The organism is Chryseobacterium sp. 14P4.3.2 (assembly GCF_057799275.1).
On sequence record NZ_JBYOKO010000004.1, the window covers coordinates 299,216 to 319,371 of the forward strand.

Annotated in this window: 15 protein-coding genes and 3 tRNA genes; 12 read left to right on the forward strand and 6 right to left on the reverse strand. The window is 36.6% G+C overall.

The features are described from left to right. The first annotated feature begins 39 nt into the window (after positions 1 to 39). From AC27VX_RS09180 to AC27VX_RS09210, 7 genes are all read left to right on the forward strand, one after another. Positions 40 to 1,350: a TolC family protein gene (locus AC27VX_RS09180; protein WP_488695184.1), complete on the forward strand. Its 1,311-nt coding sequence runs from the start codon at positions 40 to 42 to the stop codon at positions 1,348 to 1,350. 3 nt (positions 1,351 to 1,353) lie between these two features. Beyond that, entirely contained in the window at positions 1,354 to 2,628 is a 1,275-nt protein-coding gene (locus AC27VX_RS09185) for an efflux RND transporter periplasmic adaptor subunit (protein ID WP_488695186.1), read from the forward strand. 85 nt (positions 2,629 to 2,713) lie between these two features. Continuing rightward, positions 2,714 to 3,463 carry an ABC transporter ATP-binding protein gene (locus AC27VX_RS09190; RefSeq protein WP_236857802.1) on the forward strand — a complete coding sequence of 250 codons (750 nt, stop codon included), beginning with the start codon at positions 2,714 to 2,716 and terminating at the stop codon, positions 3,461 to 3,463. A gap of 22 nt (positions 3,464 to 3,485) precedes the next feature. Beyond that, on the forward strand, positions 3,486 to 4,715 hold the full coding sequence (locus AC27VX_RS09195; protein WP_488695189.1) for an ABC transporter permease: 1,230 nt from the start codon (positions 3,486 to 3,488) through the stop codon (positions 4,713 to 4,715). 141 nt (positions 4,716 to 4,856) lie between these two features. After that, positions 4,857 to 5,522 (forward strand): DUF2461 domain-containing protein, encoded by a 666-nt coding sequence (locus AC27VX_RS09200; protein ID WP_236857800.1) that lies wholly within the window; start codon positions 4,857 to 4,859, stop codon positions 5,520 to 5,522. A 232-nt stretch (positions 5,523 to 5,754) separates the two neighbouring features. Further along, positions 5,755 to 6,549 (forward strand): FkbM family methyltransferase, encoded by a 795-nt coding sequence (locus tag AC27VX_RS09205; protein WP_236857799.1) that lies wholly within the window; start codon positions 5,755 to 5,757, stop codon positions 6,547 to 6,549. A gap of 8 nt (positions 6,550 to 6,557) precedes the next feature. Next, entirely contained in the window at positions 6,558 to 8,036 is a 1,479-nt protein-coding gene (locus tag AC27VX_RS09210) for a lipopolysaccharide biosynthesis protein (protein WP_488695192.1), read from the forward strand. Between the two features lie 71 nt (positions 8,037 to 8,107). On the opposite strand, the gene AC27VX_RS09215 is transcribed toward AC27VX_RS09210, so the two are convergent. The 4 genes from AC27VX_RS09215 to AC27VX_RS09230 all read right to left on the reverse strand — a co-directional run bounded on the left by AC27VX_RS09215 (position 8,108) and on the right by AC27VX_RS09230 (position 12,729). Then, the gene (locus AC27VX_RS09215) at positions 8,108 to 9,148 is read right to left on the reverse strand and encodes a glycosyltransferase family protein (RefSeq protein WP_488695194.1); all 1,041 of its coding nucleotides are present in this window, start codon (positions 9,146 to 9,148) and stop codon (positions 8,108 to 8,110) included. A 151-nt stretch (positions 9,149 to 9,299) separates the two neighbouring features. After that, positions 9,300 to 10,154, reverse strand: coding sequence for a glycosyltransferase family 2 protein (locus AC27VX_RS09220; RefSeq protein ID WP_488695196.1), 855 nt, complete (start codon positions 10,152 to 10,154; stop codon positions 9,300 to 9,302). Positions 10,155 to 10,230: 76 nt separating this feature from the next. Beyond that, on the reverse strand, positions 10,231 to 11,631 hold the full coding sequence (gene aspA / locus AC27VX_RS09225) for an aspartate ammonia-lyase (protein ID WP_236857795.1): 1,401 nt from the start codon (positions 11,629 to 11,631) through the stop codon (positions 10,231 to 10,233). Positions 11,632 to 11,703: 72 nt separating this feature from the next. Then, a complete protein-coding gene (locus AC27VX_RS09230) occupies positions 11,704 to 12,729 on the reverse strand; it encodes an N-acetylmuramoyl-L-alanine amidase (RefSeq protein ID WP_236857794.1) in 1,026 nt (341 codons plus the stop codon). A gap of 135 nt (positions 12,730 to 12,864) precedes the next feature. Here AC27VX_RS09230 and AC27VX_RS09235 point away from each other — a divergent pair. The 4 genes from AC27VX_RS09235 to AC27VX_RS09250 all read left to right on the forward strand — a co-directional run bounded on the left by AC27VX_RS09235 (position 12,865) and on the right by AC27VX_RS09250 (position 14,320). Further along, positions 12,865 to 12,949 (forward strand) — tRNA-Ser (locus tag AC27VX_RS09235). Between the two features lie 17 nt (positions 12,950 to 12,966). Beyond that, positions 12,967 to 13,041 (forward strand) — tRNA-Pro (locus AC27VX_RS09240). Between the two features lie 32 nt (positions 13,042 to 13,073). After that, a tRNA-Arg gene (locus tag AC27VX_RS09245) sits at positions 13,074 to 13,147 on the forward strand. Between the two features lie 348 nt (positions 13,148 to 13,495). Further along, complete coding sequence (locus AC27VX_RS09250) at positions 13,496 to 14,320, forward strand: 5'-nucleotidase, lipoprotein e(P4) family (RefSeq protein WP_488695198.1); 825 nt, start codon at positions 13,496 to 13,498, stop codon at positions 14,318 to 14,320. A 208-nt stretch (positions 14,321 to 14,528) separates the two neighbouring features. Here AC27VX_RS09250 and AC27VX_RS09255 read toward each other — a convergent pair whose 3' ends face one another. Then, entirely contained in the window at positions 14,529 to 15,659 is a 1,131-nt protein-coding gene (locus AC27VX_RS09255) for a tetratricopeptide repeat protein (RefSeq protein WP_488695200.1), read from the reverse strand. Beyond that, positions 15,656 to 17,269, reverse strand: a complete 1,614-nt coding sequence (locus tag AC27VX_RS09260; protein WP_488695202.1) for a helix-turn-helix domain-containing protein — start codon at positions 17,267 to 17,269, stop codon at positions 15,656 to 15,658. The genes AC27VX_RS09255 and AC27VX_RS09260 overlap by 4 nt, the downstream gene beginning before the upstream one ends. 428 nt (positions 17,270 to 17,697) lie before the next feature. On the opposite strand from AC27VX_RS09260, the gene AC27VX_RS09265 reads away from it, so the two are divergent. After that, positions 17,698 to 19,974 (forward strand): fibronectin type III domain-containing protein, encoded by a 2,277-nt coding sequence (locus AC27VX_RS09265; protein WP_488695204.1) that lies wholly within the window; start codon positions 17,698 to 17,700, stop codon positions 19,972 to 19,974. The last annotated feature ends 182 nt before the right edge of the window (positions 19,975 to 20,156 follow it).

Consider the following 20,156-nt stretch of genomic DNA (forward strand, 5'->3'; position numbering starts at 1 on the left):
TTTTTTCTGTGTTATTTATGAATTTTCAAAAATAAAACCATGAAACGCAAATTTTTCCTTCTGACATTCACTTTTATGGGGCTCGAAATATTTGCACAGTCGGCCAATTATCCAGCCAGCTGGACGCTGGAAAATTGTATAGAGTATGCAAAAGAGAATAATATCTCTATCAATTCACTGCGACTTTCAAAAAATTCTGCCGAACAGGATCTTCTTCAGGCAAAAGATGCCAAATATCCAAATCTGAACGGAACTGTATCTCAGGGGCTTTTTGCTCTAAATGGAGGTAATGGTCTTCAACTCAACAGTGTTCAGGCACAGAGTATAGGAGCTAATTCTTCCATGACCCTCTATCATGCCGGCTACATCAAAAATAATGAAGCATCAAAAAACCTGCTGGTTCAGATGGCTGATCTTTCAGTACAGGAATCACAGAATAACATTACGATAAATATTGCTCAGGCCTATTTAAACATCCTGATGACCCAGGAAAATATAATATCCCTTGAAGGTGTTCTGAAAACAAGCCAAACCCAATTAAAACAAGGGAATCAGTTTTATGCAGCAGGGAATATTTCAAAACTAAACTACCTTCAGATCCAGGCACAGGTAGCTCAGGATGAGTATAACTTAACCTCTTCTCAAAATACTTTGCGTACCAATATTGTTAATTTAAAACAAATACTGCAGCTGCCCTCTGGTTATGATTTTCAGATTGTAAAACCCGACAGCATCATTGTGGACAATCAGCTTAAATCATTACAGGAAGTTCAGGATCTGGCACAGAATCAACGTCCCGAGGTAAAATACGGAGAACTGAATATTGAAAATACCAATACTGCTTTAAAAATGGCCCGGGCTTCCATACAGCCTACTTTAAATCTTACCGGAAATATTTCTACCAACTATGCGTATGGAAACGGTAATTATTTTAACCAGCTAGGCACCAATTTTTACATGCCAATCGGGCTGAGTCTCGGAATTCCGATCTATAACAACAGAATTTATAAAACTCAGGTCGAAAAATCGAAAATTGCCATTGAACAGGCCAATCTGGATTTATTGAATACGAAAACCGTCCTTAACCAACAGGTTGAGCAATCCTATATCAGCCTGCAGAACGCATTGTCACAATACGACTCAGCATCCAAACAAATGGACCTCAACAAACAGAGCTACGATATCATGAATGCCCAGATGAAAATCGGCAGTATTGACTATGTACAGCTTCAGCAGCAGCGATTGCTCTATATACAGTCTATCCAAAATTATCTGCAGGCTAAATATACTGCAGTACTCAATAAACAGATCTATGAATTTTATGCAGGTAACCCTATAAATCTAAAGTAAGCTATGAAAACAAAGAATAAAAAATGGTTGTACTGGGTTGTGGGCGGCATCATTGCTATTGGTGCAGTCTGGTTTTTCTTCATCAGAGAGAAAGAAATCAAAATACAACTGGAAACGGTGAAACCTGAGATGGGAGACCTCTCCAATTCTATCACAGCAACAGGAACTGTACAACCTGTAGATACTGTTGCTGTAGGTACGCAGGTATCAGGTATCATTAAAAGTCTTTATGTAGACTTCAATTCTACCGTCAAAAAAGGGCAACTTCTGGCTACTTTAGATCCTGACCTACTTCAGTATCAATCAGAACAGTATAAAGCTAATCTCCAAAACGCAAAGAGCAATCTTGCCTATAATGAGATCAATATTAACCGACAATCACAGCTTTACAAAGTAGGCGCCATCAGTAAAGCCGATTTTGACAATGCAACCAATCAGTATAACGCGGCGAAGGCTCAGGTAGGTACGGTAACAGCCCAGCTTTCTACGGCCAATAAAAACCTATCTCTTACGAATATCTATTCACCAATAGATGGAACGGTTCTTAACAGAAATGTAAGTGAAGGGCAGACAGTCGCTTCAAGTTTCAGCACACCTACCCTTTTCAGTATAGCCAAAGACCTTACCAAAATGCAGGTTCGCGCTTCAGTAGATGAAGCAGACATTGGGAATGTAAAAGTAGGTCAGAAATCTACCTTCACTGTAGATGCTTTTCCTGATGAAATATTTAAAGGGCAGGTTTCTGAAGTACGTCTCCATCCTACTGTTTCGTCGAATGTTGTGAATTATACAACAATTATTAATGCTGATAATTCCAGTTTAAAGCTAAAGCCTGGAATGACTGCCAATATTACTATTTATACTCAGGTTTTAGAAAATGTAATGAAAATTCCTGCGGCAGCGACAAGCTTCAGACCAGACAGTATCATTATTAAGAAATACAAGGTCAATTCACCTTTTGCTAATGGTAAAAAACATGAAAAAGGACAATGGAAAAAACAAGGAAAAGGAATGGATAAAAAGAATGAAGCAGCAGTCTGGATAATTGCTAAAGACAGTACCATCTCACGTAAAAGGATAAAAACAGGGCTGGACAATGATACGGAGATCCAAGTAATTTCCGGCCTGGATAAAAATGAAACAATCATTACCGGCTATAAAGTTCTTTCTAAAAAAACCCCCGGCGGACAGGCTAAAAGCCCTTTCATGCCGCAAAGAAGGAGTGGCGGAAACAATAAAAGCGGTGGTGGCAATGGCGGCGGCGGTGGACCGAGATAAAAGATTTTGAATTTAGTATTCACATTCTAATATCAATTTTCCATTTTCAACTTTAAATTTTCAATTTTCAACTAACAAAAAGGTTATGGCAGAAAAAATTCTGGAGATCATAGATCTTAAAAGAGAGTTCAAAATGGGTGAAGAAACCGTTCACGCCTTAAAAGGGGTAACATTTTCTGTAGAAAAAGGAGAATTCGTGACAGTGATGGGAAGCAGCGGCTCAGGAAAGTCCACTTTACTCAACATTATTGGCTGCCTGGACAAACCTTCAGGTGGAGATTATATTCTGGATGGGGTGAATATCAAAAACCTTGATCGTGATGAATTAGCTGTTTTGAGAAATCAAAAAATTGGATTTGTGTTTCAGTCCTACAATCTTCTGGCCAGAACTACAGCGAAAGAAAATGTGGAACTTCCTCTTCTCTACAATTCAAAAGTTTCTACTGAAGAGCGTCACAACCGGGCTCTAAAGGCACTTGCTGCAGTAAAACTTGAAAGCAGAGTTGACCATCTTCCGAATCAGATGTCAGGCGGACAACAGCAAAGAGTTGCCATCGCCAGGGCTTTAGTAAATGAGCCTGTAATGATTCTTGCCGACGAAGCTACAGGAAATCTTGACACGAGAACTTCCTATGAAATCATGGCCCTCATGCAGGATCTTAATCAACAGGGCCGAACGATAGTTTTCGTTACCCATGAGCCCGACATTGCTACTTTCAGCAGCAGGACCGTCACTCTAAGGGATGGCATAGTCATTAAAGATGTTAAAAATGAGAATATAAAATCTGCCAAAGATGCACTGGAAAACCTTCCTGTCAATGACGATTATAAATAGTTTAAATTAAAAACCAAAAGCAATGAATGTTTTAAATCTCTTCAGAATTGCCTGGAAAGCTCTTTTACGAAACAAACTTCGTGCATTTTTGACGATGCTGGGGATCATTATTGGGGTAGCTTCAGTAATTGCAATGACCGCTATTGGAGAAGGTTCAAAAAAAAGCATCAGTGACCAGCTTTCTTCGATGGGTTCAAATATGATCACCATACGGCCATCAAGTAACGTGAATGTTTCCGGAGGGGCCAGAATTGGCGCTTCGGGGCTACAGACGCTGAAGCCACAGGATGCTGACGCTATTTCCAGGGGTGCACCGGATGTTTCATACGTCTCCCCTGCAGTACAGACTAACGGACAGTCTATCAATGGTCCGAACAACTGGCCAACGCAGCTTCAGGGCGTTAATGAAGAATACTTTAAAATAAGAGACTGGAATAATTCTGATGGCAGTCTTTTTACTAAAAAAGATGTTTCTTCATCCAATAAAGTTTGTCTTTTGGGCCAAACTGTTTATGCCAATCTTTTTCCTAATGGTGAAAGCCCTGTAGGATCAATAATCAGATTTAATAAAGTTCCCATGAAGGTTATTGGCATTCTGGCAGCTAAAGGTTCCAATGCTTTTGGACAGGATCAGGATGATGTGATTATAGCTCCGTTTAACACCGTTCAGAGAAGATTTTTAGGAATCACCTATGTTCAGACCATTTATGCTGCTTCTACGAATGAAAATACTTCACAACAGGCGACAGATCAGGTTTCAGAAATTTTAAGAAAACAACATAAACTTCCTGTTGATGGAAGTAATGATGATTTCATGGTAAGAACTCAGGCTGAGCTTATTTCTACCATGAGTTCTACCAGCCAGCTTCTTACCGTACTATTATCTGCCATTGCCGGTATTTCCTTAATTGTAGGGGGAATCGGAATTATGAATATCATGTATGTATCCGTCACTGAGCGTACCAAGGAAATTGGACTGAGAATGTCTATCGGAGCCAGAGGAAAAGATATTCTTTATCAGTTTCTTATTGAAGCGGTACTTATCAGTATTACCGGTGGAATTCTTGGGGTAATTTTAGGTGTTCTGTCTTCAGAACTGGTTTCTTTTTTCTTGTTGTGGCCTACGTTTATCACAGAATCGTCTATTATTATTTCGTTTATCGTATGTGCTGTGACGGGAGTGTTTTTCGGATATTACCCCGCTTTGAAAGCTTCTAAGCTTGATCCTATTGAGGCATTGAGATATGAATAGTTTTTGTAAATTTGGTAAACAGCTGAGAATTGATAATGGAAAATTCAGAGTGGGGAGTGCTTTGAAAAAAGATTGCTTACGAAATACACTCTTCCAACTTCCAGCCAGTAAAACGAATTACGAAAAAAAATCTCTTAAAATATGTCAGCAAACATTTCTTCCAAAACATTTGATTTTCTAAAAAAGCTAAGCAAAAATAATAACCGCGAATGGTTTAATGAAAATAAAAACCTGTATACAGAATCTCAGCAAAATGTGGTTTCATTTCTGGACGATCTGATAAAAGAAATGTCCGGTTTTGATGAAGATCTTGCTAAACTTGATGGTAAAAAAGCATTATTCAGAATTTTCCGTGACGTTCGGTTTTCAAAAGATAAATCGCCTTATAAAACCAATTTCGGAGCATCCTTAGGAATGGGAAAAGGAAATCAAAAAGGAGGTTATTATCTTCATATGGAACCGGGTAAATCTTTTTTAGCCGGAGGAATCTATATGCCTGAATCTTCTGCACTAAAAGAGGTACGAAAAGAAATCTCTCTATACGGCGAGGATTTTCTTAAAATTCTAAATCATAAAGATTTTAAAAAGCACTTCCCTCAACTCGATCAGGAAGATAAACTCAAAAAAATACCTCAGGGCTTTGAAAAAGAAGATCCAATGGCTGAATATTTAAAGCTTAAGAATTTCATTGTGGTATATCAGATAAAAGACGAAGAGGTTTTGGATAAAAATGCAGCAAAGAACATGACAAAGATTTTCAAACTTATGAAACCTTTCAATGATTTCCTGAATACGCCTTTTCTATGATTTTCTGATATTTTTTAACAACCCACAGATTTCACAAATCGGGCAGCTCTTTTCAGTAAGTTGTCTGCGGTACAGAGACGTCTCTGTGACAAATTGAAAATACAATAAAGGGCAACGTTCTACAAAACAGACCCTAAACATTTCCCACTGAAAATCAATTCATTATAATTAACATTTTTTAAGATAAGTTTTACTTTTTTGCTTATCTTTGCTGTTCGTCAAAAAGTTAAGGATGTCTTTATACCAAAAAATTGCAGAAAAGCTACAATATATAAGTCCGAATTTCTACAAAAAAAGATATTTTAAGAGCTTAAACAATCTTAATAAAGATAATTTTTCGGAACGTAATGTAGAGCCGGAACTGGTATGGATCAAAGAATACCTTTCTAAAAATGCCATAATACTGGATATTGGTGCAAACGTAGGAACTTTTCTTTACCAGCTGGAAGATAAGTTGGATCATGAGCACGTGTATGCTTTTGAACCCAATAAAAAGCTCTACAGAAGACTAAAAAGGCTGTTCCCGACTATGCGGGTACTTCCTTTAGCACTTTCTGACGAAAATACGGTAGCCGAGTTCAAGGTTCCGATTATCAACGGAAAAACGATTGCTTCCCGTGGCACTTTAAATACCTCCTACAAGGAAAAGGGTGAAGAAAAAAGCTACACTGAAAAAGTAAAAGTTATCAAGTTAGATGAATGGGCGGCACTAGAGCACTTCAACAGATTAGATTTCATCAAGATTGATGTTGAAGGAAATGAAATAAAGACTCTTTTGGGGGCCAGAGAAACCATCAAACAGTTTCTTCCAACCCTTATGGTTGAAATGGAACAACGGCACCACGAGACACCAATATGGGAAGAAATTTCTGAAGTGATGAGTTGGGGATATGAAGCAAAATATCTGAACAGAAAAAGCTTTCTCCTGGAGACTCTTACTGAAGAAATTATCTCGCAAAACACAAACGACGAAAAAAATAAAACTCAGTACATCAACAATATTATTTTTATACCTAAAAACATTTAAAACGACTTATGAGTGTAGTAGCGAGACAAGGCTTCAAATATTCCATTATCGGTTATATTGGGTTTTTGCTGGGCACAGTTTCTGCAATATTTATTTTCCCGAATGACTTTGAATTTTACGGAAAACTCCGCTACATTCTTCCTACTGCTGAAATGCTGGTTCCTTTTGTTGTATTGGGAATCTCTTATTCTAATGTGAAGTTTTTTCACAAGGTAGAAAAAGATGGTAAAAAACAGAACATGCTGTCTTTGTCACTGCTCACTGTTTTTATTAATTTTATCATTTTCACAGCCGTCTTTTTTGTTCTGCCCTTTTTCTACCCAAAGTTTAAGCACTCGGAGGCATGGAAGATCAAGGAAATGATTCTTCCATTAATTTTAATTCTTTCTTTCTGTGCTATTTTTAATAAATACACCTCCAATTACAAAAGGATCGTAGTTTCCAATATTTTCGATAATCTTTTTCCTAAAATAGCCAATCTTGGAGCCTTCTGCCTCTTTTATTATTTTGCTTTGTCCCAGAAAATCGCATTTGCTTTTTTCTTCGGAATATTTGCATTAATGCTCTTTGGATATGTTTATTATACGAATAAGCTTGAAAAGATTCAGCTTGACTTCAATACGGATTATTTTAAGAAAAATGATTTCTGGAAAGACTTTTTCAACTACAGCTTCTTTGGATTTTTAGGAACTTTCGGAAATTATCTGGCGATCAACAGCTTTATGATCGGAGAATTTATGGGAATGGAAGAGGTAGGAATCTATTCTGTGCTGTACGCTTTGATCTCATTGATTTCCATTCCTCAGCTGGGATTGTTTAACATTTCCGCTCCTATCATCAACAAAACACTTGCTGACGGGGATATGGAAGAACTGGACAGGTTCCACAAAAAAACATCTTTATCGCTATACTTTTTAGGAGCTGTTTTATTCTCCTGTATCATGGTAGGATTTCCTTATCTGACTCAGTTTATGCCGAAAAACGGAACTATGCTCAGGGAGTATGAGCCGGTAGTATGGATCTGGGGCTCTGCTGTTTTGGTAGATCTTGCAACAGGTTTCAACGGAAATATTATTTCACTTTCAAAATATTACAGATTCAATATCCTGGTAATGCTTTTACTGGCAGGCTTAACGATTGGACTGAATTATTATTTCATTAAAAACACGGACCTGAAGCTTATTGGAATTGCCTTATCTACAGCTATTTCTCTTACCATCTACAATGTGATTAAGATCCTTTTTAATTATATTGTATTTAAAGTTTCGCCACTTACCATTGAAATGATCTTTGTTTCCATCATATGCACTCTTGCTATCACAGTAGCCATAGTACTTCCGAACTTTAACAGCAACCTGATCAATCTGATCTATAAACCTTCCGTTGTACTTGTGCTGATCTATATTGGAAATTATTTCACAAAAATATTCCCTATTGAGAATTATCTTAATATGAAGTTTATTAAAAGTGTATTTAAGTTTAAGTAGTGTATGGGTAAGGCTTAAGAAGAAAAGGTATTTTTCTTAGATAAAAGAGAATAAAAACGTTCTTTTTAAGCTTAAATAAGATTATTTAAAAGCTTTTCTACTTTTTTTTGCACGCCTCCCTTTCCATAAGTTTTTTGAAAGTCAAAATCAACTTCAGGAAGATCATTACACTGTTCAAGAATATTTTCTTTTTCAGGAAGGATAAATTCAAGTTTTGACGGATAATTCTTAGGAAAAACGGCCCATTTTCCATAATTGATGGCGTCCCCCAGATTTCCTGTCATTTTGGTAATCCCATATCTCTCTTTTAAGCTGAAAAATACTGTTTCCAGCTGAATCGGACACCAAAGCACATCTGCTTTCTGCATCCATTTTTCAAAGTCTTCAGAAGAAACTCTTTCTGAAAAAAAGGTAATATGGACATTTTCAGGCACGTCAGCAGATAATTTTTTAAGCGCTTTCAATTCATTACCTTGTGCTTTTCCCAGAAATATAAATTCCCAGTTTTTATCTGTCTGTAAATGCTGAATGGTTTTAAAAATAGTATTATAATCTCTTCTTTTCTGTGAAACTCCGCCGGGTATAACGACACTCCAGTTTTCATTTTTAGCTTTATCAAAATTTCTGGTGTAAAAAAGAGGAAAAAAGCGATACTTTTCAGAAGCTAGAGCTTCATCCAGTACCAAAAGATGCTTTGCTTTCTGATAAACTTCTGACGAATAAAATAATCCTTCTTTCCACCAAAGTTTCAACCTGTAGATCACATCTTCCTTGAAGATACTCTTCATCAGATCCTGCTTTGAGGCTTTTGTAAAATTGAGATTATGGGTAATAACGGCAGTATTATATTTCTCAGTAACGGCCAGAAATGTATTAAAATAACGGTGAACTGTTCCAATAATCACAAGTTCATAGCCTTTCGTCTTCAGCTGATCCAAAATCATAGAACTATCTGACAGGTATACCGTTTCACCATGCTTACCAATCTGATCTTTGATTCTTTTTGAAAAATAATAATCTACGGCAAAATGTTGATTATCTTCCATGATGTCCATGAAAGCCTGGGCAATTTCTGCATGGGTATCTATTTCTATGTAGGCTATTCTTTTCACTGAAATGATTATTCTTTATTTTATTAAGTTTTAGCTGTTTTTATTTTTTATTAAGTGGGTTAAAGTTCATCTTTACTGAATTGAATAACAGTATATTCAATTTAAAATATTTAAATATATTATTTTCAATTATTTTCGCAACTCTAATTTACTACATTTTCAGCCATTTCTTCCTGAGCATTCTCCAACGTTGATCATTAACGGCTTTTTGCTCTTCTTTTGTAATCTTCAGTTCCAGCTTTTTAGATCTGCAATTCTCATAAACGTTCACAATATCAAAGAAAAATGCCACAGATTTACTTTTCATCGCTTCTTTTGACGAGGCAATATAAGCGAGAAACCTGTGTAATCCTAAAAAATAAAAGTATCGGCCATAGTAATCGGCTGGTCTTATGGTATAATCAGCACCTTTTACCTTTATCAGCTTTACATGAAGTTCCGGAAGAACGATTTCTTTCCAACCTAGATTTTCAAGTAAAATAGAGTCTATGTTATCCCAACCCAATGTTTCCCGTAGTCCACCAATTTGAAGAAAACATTCTTTGCGATATGCCTTCATAGGTCCTCTCACATGATGTTTATTAGAATTCCCTTCGTACACCCAGTTCTCCCCTTTTTCTATATACAGCAATCCTCCTACCAATCCATATTGCGGATTGTGGGTAAAAGCATTTGCAACTGTTTCCAGATAGTTTTCCGGGAGAATGATATCGGCATCAAATTTACAGATGACATCAAATTCATCTGTAGATTGTGTATGAAGTCCACTTTTAAAAGCATGAACAACCTTAGATCCTGGCTGATGTTCAGATTTCTGAAGATTAATGGTTCCAAAACGGACATCAGTCTCTGTATATTTTCTTATTATTTCAGGAGTTCTGTCTGTAGAACCGTCATTCACTATCACGACTTTAAAATCTTTGCAGGTTTGCAGCTTTAAAGAATCAAGGGTAAATGAAAGGTTTTCTTCTTCGTTATGGGCAGGAATTATAATTAAAAACCTCACGAATTATTGTATAAAGGATGAATGATAAGTGATAAATGATTACTCACTGAACCATTTATCACTTATTGTTTTTTTATTATTTATTATGCGGTTTCAGCATGTTTTTCGGATCAAGAATCTCATCAAGCTTTTCCTGAGAAAGAATTCCTTTCTCCAGAACAAGGTTGTAAACGCTTTTCCCGGTTTCTAATGCTTCTTTAGCAATCTGTGTAGATTGTTTGTACCCGATATATGGGTTAAGTGCTGTAACAATACCAATACTGTGTTTCACCATATTCAGGCAAACTTCTTTATTGGCAGTAATGCCTACTACACATTTGTCACGAAGGGTATCTAATGCATTGCAAAGGAAGTTGATATTTTCCATGATTGCATGAGAAAGTACCGGCTCCATTACGTTAAGCTGTAGTTGTCCTGCTTCTGCTGCAAAAGTCACTGTAAGATCATTTCCGAATACTTTGAAACAAACCTGATTCACTACTTCTGGAATCACCGGATTTACTTTACCAGGCATAATGGATGATCCTGGCTGCATTGGAGGAAGATTGATCTCAAAGAAACCTGCTCTAGGTCCTGATGAAAGTAATCTTAAATCGTTACAGATTTTTGATAATTTCACGGCAAGACGCTTTGTAGCGGAAGAGTAAATTACATAAGATCCTGTATCTGGCGTAGCTTCTACCAAGTTGGGTGCTGAAACAATAGGGTAGCCTGTAATCTGAGCCAGGTTTTTAGCACAAAGTACAGCATAGCCTACCGGAGCATTTAATCCTGTTCCAATAGCGGTTGCCCCCATATTAACTTCTACAAAAAGACCTGCGTTGTTATTCAGTTTGGAGATATCCTCTTCCAAAGTGGCTGCATAGGCTTCAAACTCTTGTCCCAATGTCATTGGTACGGCATCCTGAAGCTGCGTACGTCCCATTTTAATAACATCATGAAACTCCTCTCCTTTCGCGCGGAAAGCTTCAATAATTTTCTCCAGTCTTTCTACAAGTCCGATATTCATCTGCAACAATCCCATTTTGATTGCTGTTGGATAAGCATCGTTTGTAGACTGAGAAAGGTTGATATGGTCATTAGGTGAGCAGAATTCGTATTCTCCTTTATTTTTCCCTAATTTTTCCAATACAATATTGGCAATTACTTCATTCGCATTCATATTGATTGAAGTTCCTGCTCCTCCCTGGATCATGTCTACCGGAAACTGGTCATGATATTTTCCTTCTACAATTTCATCACACGCTTCTGCTATTTTGAAATACAAGTTTTCGTCCAGAAGTCCTAATTCATAATTGGTTTTTGCAGCTGCTTTCTTTACAAAAGCCAACCCTCTGATAAAATCCGGATATGAAGACAAAAGCTGTCCTGAAATTTTGAAGTTGTTGATAGCTCTTTGTGTCTGAACCCCATAATAAGCATCTAAAGGCACATTCAGTTCGCCTAATAAATCACTTTCTTTTCTGAAATTTTCCATTACAGATATTTTACTGTTTTTGATCGTTTAAAGATAGCAAAAACGCATCTAACCGATGCGTTTTAATTTGAATTATTTTACAGGGTATTTTTGATTTAAAGCCTGCAGTATTGCCCATGTTTCAGCGTCCATAATTCCGTCATAATTCTGTGGACGGAAATGGTACTGGAAGGCTTCAATAGTTTTCTTGGTACCGTCATCCCATTTTCCGCTGAGATCCAGTCCGTAACCAAATTTCTGCAATGCAGTCTGAATAAGGAAGATAAAAGAAGGATCACTATACCTGGTAGAGAAATCCGCCTGTGCAATTGTGAAAAAATTCTGTTTTGTCATTTCATCATACCACATTCCCAACTGATACTCATCATAGAGCTTTTTCCATGGGAACATAGGTCCCGGATCTTGTTTTCTTGTAGGTGCAATATCTGAATGGGCAAGAACATTAGTTGGCGAAATCTGATATCTTGCAGCAATATCCTTTGCCAATGCAGCTACTTTTCTCACCTGTTCATCACTAAACGGCGCAAATATTCTTTTACCGGCACCATCTGTAGAATAACCCGCATTTACAATTTCAATCCCAATGGAAGTATCATTAAGGTTCTTATCATTTCTCCACGAACTTACGCCTGCATGGTAGGCACGCTTGTTTTCATCCACAAGCTGGTAAATCTCGTTATCTCCTGTGTTGTTTACCAGATAATGAGCGCTTACCGCCTGCTGAGTAAGAACGGTAATAGATTTGTCATCCGGAATTGCTGTATAATGTAATATTAAATAACGCTGTCTGAAATTCTGCGCAATAGCAGGAAAATAAGTTTTCACTACTTTATATCCTGCCGGTTTTGCAGACACTATAGAACCGTAGCTTGCTGTATTATCATTTTTTGCCGGGTCTGCTATATTGGTAGTAAAAAAGTCTACTCCATGATCAGATACAACTTTTGGTTTCTGAGCTTCCGAGGTCTGTGTCTGAACAGTCGGTTTCGCCTGTGTTACCGGGGTTTTCGGTTTGTAAGTATTTTTTTTCACATTTTGCTGGGAAGTACATGAAAAAACGAATGTGCTTAATCCGATGATATATAATGTTTTACGCATCAGTTTGGTTTTTGAATGATTTATTACTTCAAAAATACACAAAATTTTCTTGAATTTTATTTGGTAAATAAAGAAATCTATTCTATATTTGCACTCGCAATAACGGAACAACGATCATTAAAAAATAAACAAAAAGGAGGGTTGCCAGAGTGGTTAATGGAGCAGTTTGCTAAACTGTCGACGCGAAAGTGTCGCAAGGGTTCGAATCCCTTACCCTCCGCTTTTTTTATATATATTCGGGGCGTAGCGTAGTCCGGTCATCGCGCCTGGTTTGGGACCAGGAGGTCGCAGGTTCGAATCCTGCCGCCCCGACTGTTTTAGTAGTTTTATCAAAACTATTTAATGGGTGCGTAGCTCAGCTGGATAGAGCATCTGCCTTCTAAGCAGACGGTCAAAGGTTCGAATCCTTTCGCGCTCACTTTATTTAGACTCACAATATTTTGTGAGTCTTTTTTTTGTACTATACTCTCAAGATTTTGGATCAGAACTGATAGAGAAAAAGTGGATCAGGTGCAAAAGTTGGGGGCTAAGCAAAAAGTTTGGTTAATCTGAATAGAAAAAACGATCTGTCCTTCACCCCTCTGAGCTGCATCCTGAATATTAAATCTATATGCAAAAATTTAGTTGCACCTTCGATCAGATGGTATTCAGTGAAGGCAGAGATATTCTCATCTTATTTTAAAATATACGTTTGTATAGTAACCAATATATTTAGTTGCAGTAAAAATCAAATTGTTTAATTTTGTCTCTCTCTATTTTAAATTCAATGAAAAATTTTAACATCATTATTGCTAGCTGTTTACTTGTTTTGACTGTCTCATGCAAAACAACAGCTCCGGTTTCAACAGCTTCTGTTCAGGAGGCTCCTTATCAAAACCTTGGTCATCACGGAAAAATATATGCTGCATTTTATCAGCAGAGAGCGGCTGAATATGAAGCGCTTTGCTTACAGGCATATAATATTGCTAAATTCCGTTTGGATGAAGCTTTAGCACAGAAATCAGAGAAGCCTTTAGCCATTGTTTCAGATATTGATGAGACCTTTCTGGACAATTCTTATTATGCTGTGGAACGTTCAAAAATGGGTAAAGATTATGATCAGAAGACATGGGAAGAATGGACTGCCAAAGGAATTGCAAAACCACTTACAGGTTCCCAGGAGTTCTATCAATATGCTGCCAGCAAAGGTATTCAGGTTTTTTATGTTACCAACCGTATAGAACAGGAACGTGCGGGAACACTAAAAAATTTAAAAAAGTATAATTTCCCTATTCAGAACGACACCAACCTTATTCTTCGATCTAAAGAAAGCAGCAAAGAGAACCGAAGAAAGGATATTGCTAAAAATTACAATATTGTATTACTGCTAGGTGATAATCTCGCGGATTTTGCGGATATTTTTGATAAAAAATCAGAAACAGAAAGGTCAGCGGCAGTGAAAAATTCAGCAAAAGATTTCGGTAAAAAATTCATTATCATTCCGAATGTTGGTTATGGTGACTGGGAATCTTCATTTTATAATTACAAATACGATTACACAAATCAGCAGAAAGACTCGATGATGTATGATGCAGTGAAATCTACTCCTTAAAAAAATAAAGATTGATTGTCGGCTAATTTCGTTATCAATATATTATCTAAATTAAATTGGAGCTGGTTTGATCAGCTCCAATTTAATCATATCTTACATTATCAAGCGTTTTTGGACCCATCCCCGCTTTCTTTTCCCGCTTAAAACCCTCAAATCAAGCATTCATATTCTGGGTTAAGGCTATATTAAATTATGTAGACTGGAACATTTACGACCTGATAAGCTTTTGAATTTCATCCTGATATTTCCGGTTTTGCTTTCTCACTTTTACAACGAAATATAAAAATATACTCAATACTGAAAGCCCTATAATAATTGCAGCAGTAATAAAATAGTTGTACCGGGTTATTACTTTCTCGCTTTTTTTCTGTGTCTCTGTATTATGGACATCGATCGCATGATTAATGGAACTTAATTCATTCTGCTCTCTTTTAAATTTCGTTTCAAAATACTTTTTACTGTACACCTGATAAAGAGGAGCTTTTCCCATGGCCAGATAGTTATCAGCCATTTCTTTATATATCCCCTCATTCAGAGTAAGATCTCCAGCTTCGTTACCAAGAGTTTCAGCTTTAACCAGCAGTGCGAGAGCTTCCTGATTTTGGTGTTTTTGTTTATTCATCTCTGCCAGGCCTTTTAGTGCAAATGCTTGCAGACTTTTAGCTTTGATCAAATCAGCCAAACTCATAGATTTTATAAAGGCCGTCCTTGCATTTTCAAGCTGATTCAGGTTAAGGTAGCAATAACCAATATTATAATAAATGATACTCTGATTAAAATAGGTTTTATTTTTTTCTTTTATTTTTTCAAAATTTTTGATTGCGATCAAAAATTCCTGAAGAGCGATTTCGGGATTAGACTGGCTCTTATAAATCATTCCCCGTAAGGCAAAGCTTCTGGCTGTTTCGAAATGTTTTAAATAGGAATCCTCAGATAATTTTTCCCGATATTCATCTGCTTCATCCAGTGTTTCAAGGCTTTTACTAAAAAGTTCCATCTGCTGATACTGCATAGCCGCTGCAATTAAAAAACTGGTCTGTATTTTGGGATCATTTGTTTTTTGAACCAGCTCCCTTGCTTTCAAAATATACTGTAATGATTCATCAAAGTTTCTTTTTGCAGTTCCTGCTGTGGATAGAAGCAGATAAATCTTAATTGATCTACTCAGATCTTTTTCTTTTTGAAGCAGCTTTTTTCCAATATTTATAGCTTTATCAGGGTTATTATAAATTTCGTGATTGGCTATTTTCATCAGGGAGTCATCAGAAATTTTCTGTCCATAGAGAGGAGCCTGAGAAATCAGAACACTAAAAAAAATAATAGGGGTCAATAATTTCATGATTTTTTATTTTTAATAATTTCCTGAATATAGGTATGCGGGGACATTCCTGTAATAGATTTAAATACATTGGTAAAGGCTCCATGCGATGAAAATCCTGAGTATTCTGCGAGATAGCTCACTTTGTAATTCAGATAAGCCGCATCTGTTTTGAGGAGATGTGCAATATGATTAATCCTTAATTCATTGATATATCCATTGAAGTTCTTTCCTTTATTATTATTGATTACTTCTGACAAATACTTAGTATTTATTCCTGTTTGTGCGGAAAGAATGGCCAGCGACATATTTTTATTCAAATAGTTATCAGACAGTTCCCATTCTTCCAGTTTCAGTAGAATTTCTTCTTCTTTTTCTTTTGAAATTTTGGACGGATCTCTGTCCGGTGTTTTAATTTCCTTTTCTATTTTCTCTTTTGGCCTGTTGGCATGAGCCAATACAGATTCTTTTTTCTTTTTAAGTTTTTCGAAAAAATCGATCTGTTTTTTCAGGTCCTTGCTTCTTCCGGATTCGTTAAAGAAATAAGCAACAGCTGCTGCAATCAGAATTAAACTCATAACAACTGTTATTTTGAACTGCCTTAGTTTATTTTGTCTTTCAAACTCAATACTTTTCTTATGATAAGTTTCCAGAAGTTTTACTACATACTGTATACCTTCCTTTTTATTGGAGTCGAGCTTCGCTTTAAGATCAGTATACAAATTATTGTAATAGTAATATTTTTCATCATTATTAAGGGCCAGATAATTCCGCGAATACAGGTCATAAAAAATGATTTTCAGGTCATTATAAGGGAGCTTTTCAATTTCGGAAAATCCTTTATCCAGATTTTTTACCGCAGAAGTATAGTCTTCTTTGAGAAAAAAATACCGGGACAAACTTTCATATGCAAACGCAGAAACGAAAGCATTATTTCCATGTTTTTCAATCTCTTCGATAACCCCGTCAAGAAGTATTTTTGACTCTTCCAGTTTATTCTGCCGCAACAGAAAAGAGGAACGGAAAATAATGTTTTCCCATTTAATAATCCTGTTTTCGTCATTGGTACCCGTCAGATAGCCATCACTTTTATCCAGGTTCAGTAAAGCAGTATCATAGTTTCTCGTAATCCCTGAATTTATTGCCTGAAGCTGAAAAAGCTTAGCAAAGACCATCCGTTCTTTTGTATTCCTGCTCTTTAGCAGCTCCGGATCTTTTAAGATATCTATAATGATTTTTTTTGACTGCCCGTACAGTCCTAGATTCTGGTACTGATCTGCCAGATTGTAATCATCAAACAACTGAATAAAACTTGAGAGACCTTCTTTCTTGTCATTATCTTCTTTTTGGTTTGAAATACTTACCGACTGTATATAGTTCCCTTGTAATGCATATGCCTGAGAAATAATATTCCTTAAAATAACTTTGTGCTCAATATTCTTATCACTCATCAGGAGACTCTGTGAATAGCTGATACATTCTTCAGGATTCTGATATAATTTTTGGAAGGCCTTATCTGTCAGAATGCTGAAATCCGGATTTGCCTGTCCAAGTATAAAAGCCGGCCACCATAGTACGAAAAACAATATTGGTCTATTACTTTTCAGTATTTCCTTTAAAATGCGGATCATTTTCCTACTATTTTTATTTGATATCACTATCATCACCCCTTTTAAAGCAGCACTCAAAACAACACTGATTTACAATATTTTACATTTTAAATTCTTGTAAATTCAATGAATTATGCAAGCTGATTTCTTGATCAAGGGCAAATATAACGTTAATATTGTTCAAACCTTTAAAGTGATTTAAAATATTAGACTTATTCTCAAATTTTAATGAAATCATCACACCTATTAAGCATTATTATTATAAAATAACTAAAGAAAATTCTATAATAAATCAATATATGATTTTCACATACAGTTCAGTATCCCAATATTCGTATATGAAGTGAAAGAATTTATAAAATTCCCTACAGTAATTAATTCTACACTCATTATCCGGGAACAATCTGGCTGATAGAGGACAGTATACTTAACCCTAAAATAGAAATAAAATGAGAAAACACTATCTATTATGGATGATTTTGCTCCTTTCGGTTTTTAAACTGAATGCACAGACTTATTGCATCCCTGCTGCAGGGTCGTCCAATCAGGCTAATTATCTGAAAAATGCAGTATTTTCAGACCAGGGAGCCTTTTATTATGATGCAGATTCCTACCAGGCTTATGTGGATAACACAGCTAAAGTAGTAACGTCTTATCCCGGAGGAACTGTCAATGTGCATATGGAACCCAGTACAAGCGGATCCAAGTCTTATGTCTGGATAGACTGGAACAATGATGGCGATTTTGATGATTTTTACGAAGACCCAATAGGCCCATCCAGTTATACCATTGTTGATGATATTTTTTATGTACCGCCAACACAGGCTCCCGGAATTTATAGAATAAGAATTGCCACCGGTTCTTCAATTGCTGCGCCGGGAAATCCCTGTGGATCTAATAATTCAGGAAATTTTGTAGACTTCAGTTTAAAAATTGAGGCTAATCCCACCTGCTTTGTTCCTTCGGCTCTTACTTCCAGCAATATAACAAACAGCAGCGCTGCCATTTTCTGGACAGCACCAACTTCTGCCCCAGGCATCGGCTATGAATATTATTACTCATCATCCCACATTGTACCGGATGCTTCCACTCCTGCAACAGGAACCAGTACAGCTTCATCAGTACCTGTTAGTGGACTGAACTCATTTACTACCTACTATTATTATGTAAGATCAGTATGTGGTACATCTGATAAGAGTGCATGGTCTCTGAGAAAAACATTTAAAACCAAATGTGATCCTCAAACGTATATGTTTGAAGACTTTGAAACTGCCACAACAGGAACAGGCTATATTCTAAACTGTTGGGATAAAATAATTTCAGGAACAGGCTACCAAGCTATCAACACCGCAAGCGGGGTTAATAATTCAAAAGCAATGTACCAAAGTGCCAGTAGTACGGCTAATACAGTAATTGCAGTTCTTCCTGCTTTCAGTAATGTAAATGCGGGTACACACTGGCTGAGATTTAAAGCCAGAGTAAGTGGTACAACAGCAGGAGTATTAGATATTGGCTATGTAATCAATGATACAGATGCATCCAGTTTCGTCAACATCCAGTCTGTCAATATTGGTAATTCTGTATTTGATGGTTATGAGTATTCAGTAGTTATTCCCAACACGGTTCCTGCTAATTCACGGTTAGCAATAAGACATGACGGAGTCCCTTCCACCCCTGTATATTTGGATAACGTATATTGGGAACCTAAACCAACCTGTCTTACTCCAGGCAATGTTGTTTTATCTAATATCACCAGTATAAGTATAACTGCTGCCTGGTCTGCTCCTGCTTCAACTCCAGCTATGGGATATGATATCTATTACAGTACAGACAGTACTCCACCTACCGCTTCAACAGTACCTAATATAACTGGTATAACAGCTAATACTTATCTTTTACAGGGACTTAATTCTGCAACGACTTATTATATTTGGGTCAGAGCAAAATGCAGTAATACAGATCATAGTTCATGGACCAATATTACATCAGCATTGACATTGTGTGCTCCCATAGCTTCTCTTGTTGAAAATTTTGATTCTTACAATACCGGATTCATAACTAATGCACCATGCTGGGGAAAATTAGTTACCGGAACAGGAAGTGTAAATATTAATGGAACAGGTGCTTATTCAGGGACAAAACACATTATGCAGAGACCTTTAACAGGTTCTTCTATGGCTATTCTGCCTGAATTGAGTAACGTAAATGCAGGAACACATTCATTGAGATTCAGGGCATATTGCAGTACCAATGCAGGGATAATGCATATTGGATATATAACAGATCCTGCCAATATTAACTCATTTGTACTCATCCAAGACCTTCATATTACCAACACCTCATATACCGGGGCCAGTGAATATATAGTGAATATCCCCAATACCGTTCCTGCCACAGCAAGACTGGCCATACTTACTGATGGTGCCAATCTTATCTATTATTATGATGACCTATCCTGGTCACCTACTGCCGGCTTAGGAGTAAATGAAATAACAGCAAAACATGACTTGGTTGTTTATCCTAATCCTTTTACGGATGTAATTAATATTCCCGGAAATACTGAAGTATCCTCTGTCACAATATATGATACTGCCGGCAGAAAGATTACAGAATTGAAAGCTCCATCATCATCTATATCCTTAAAGAATATATTACAGGGAACCTATATGATAAAGATTTTCTTTAAGAACGGAACCAGTAAAACTGTAAAAGCAGTAAAGAAATAATATGTTGTCTCTGCCATTAATAAGCAGCGGTGATACTGCCGCTGCTTGTATGGCAGTTTTATCATGAGGCTGATTTTTCAAGCTAAGAATTTTGTTGTCTGCTGCATTCAACAGGATATTAAAGAAATATACAGGTAATAAACAACAGCAGCTATACTGTGTTACTAAAACAGAAAATTCAA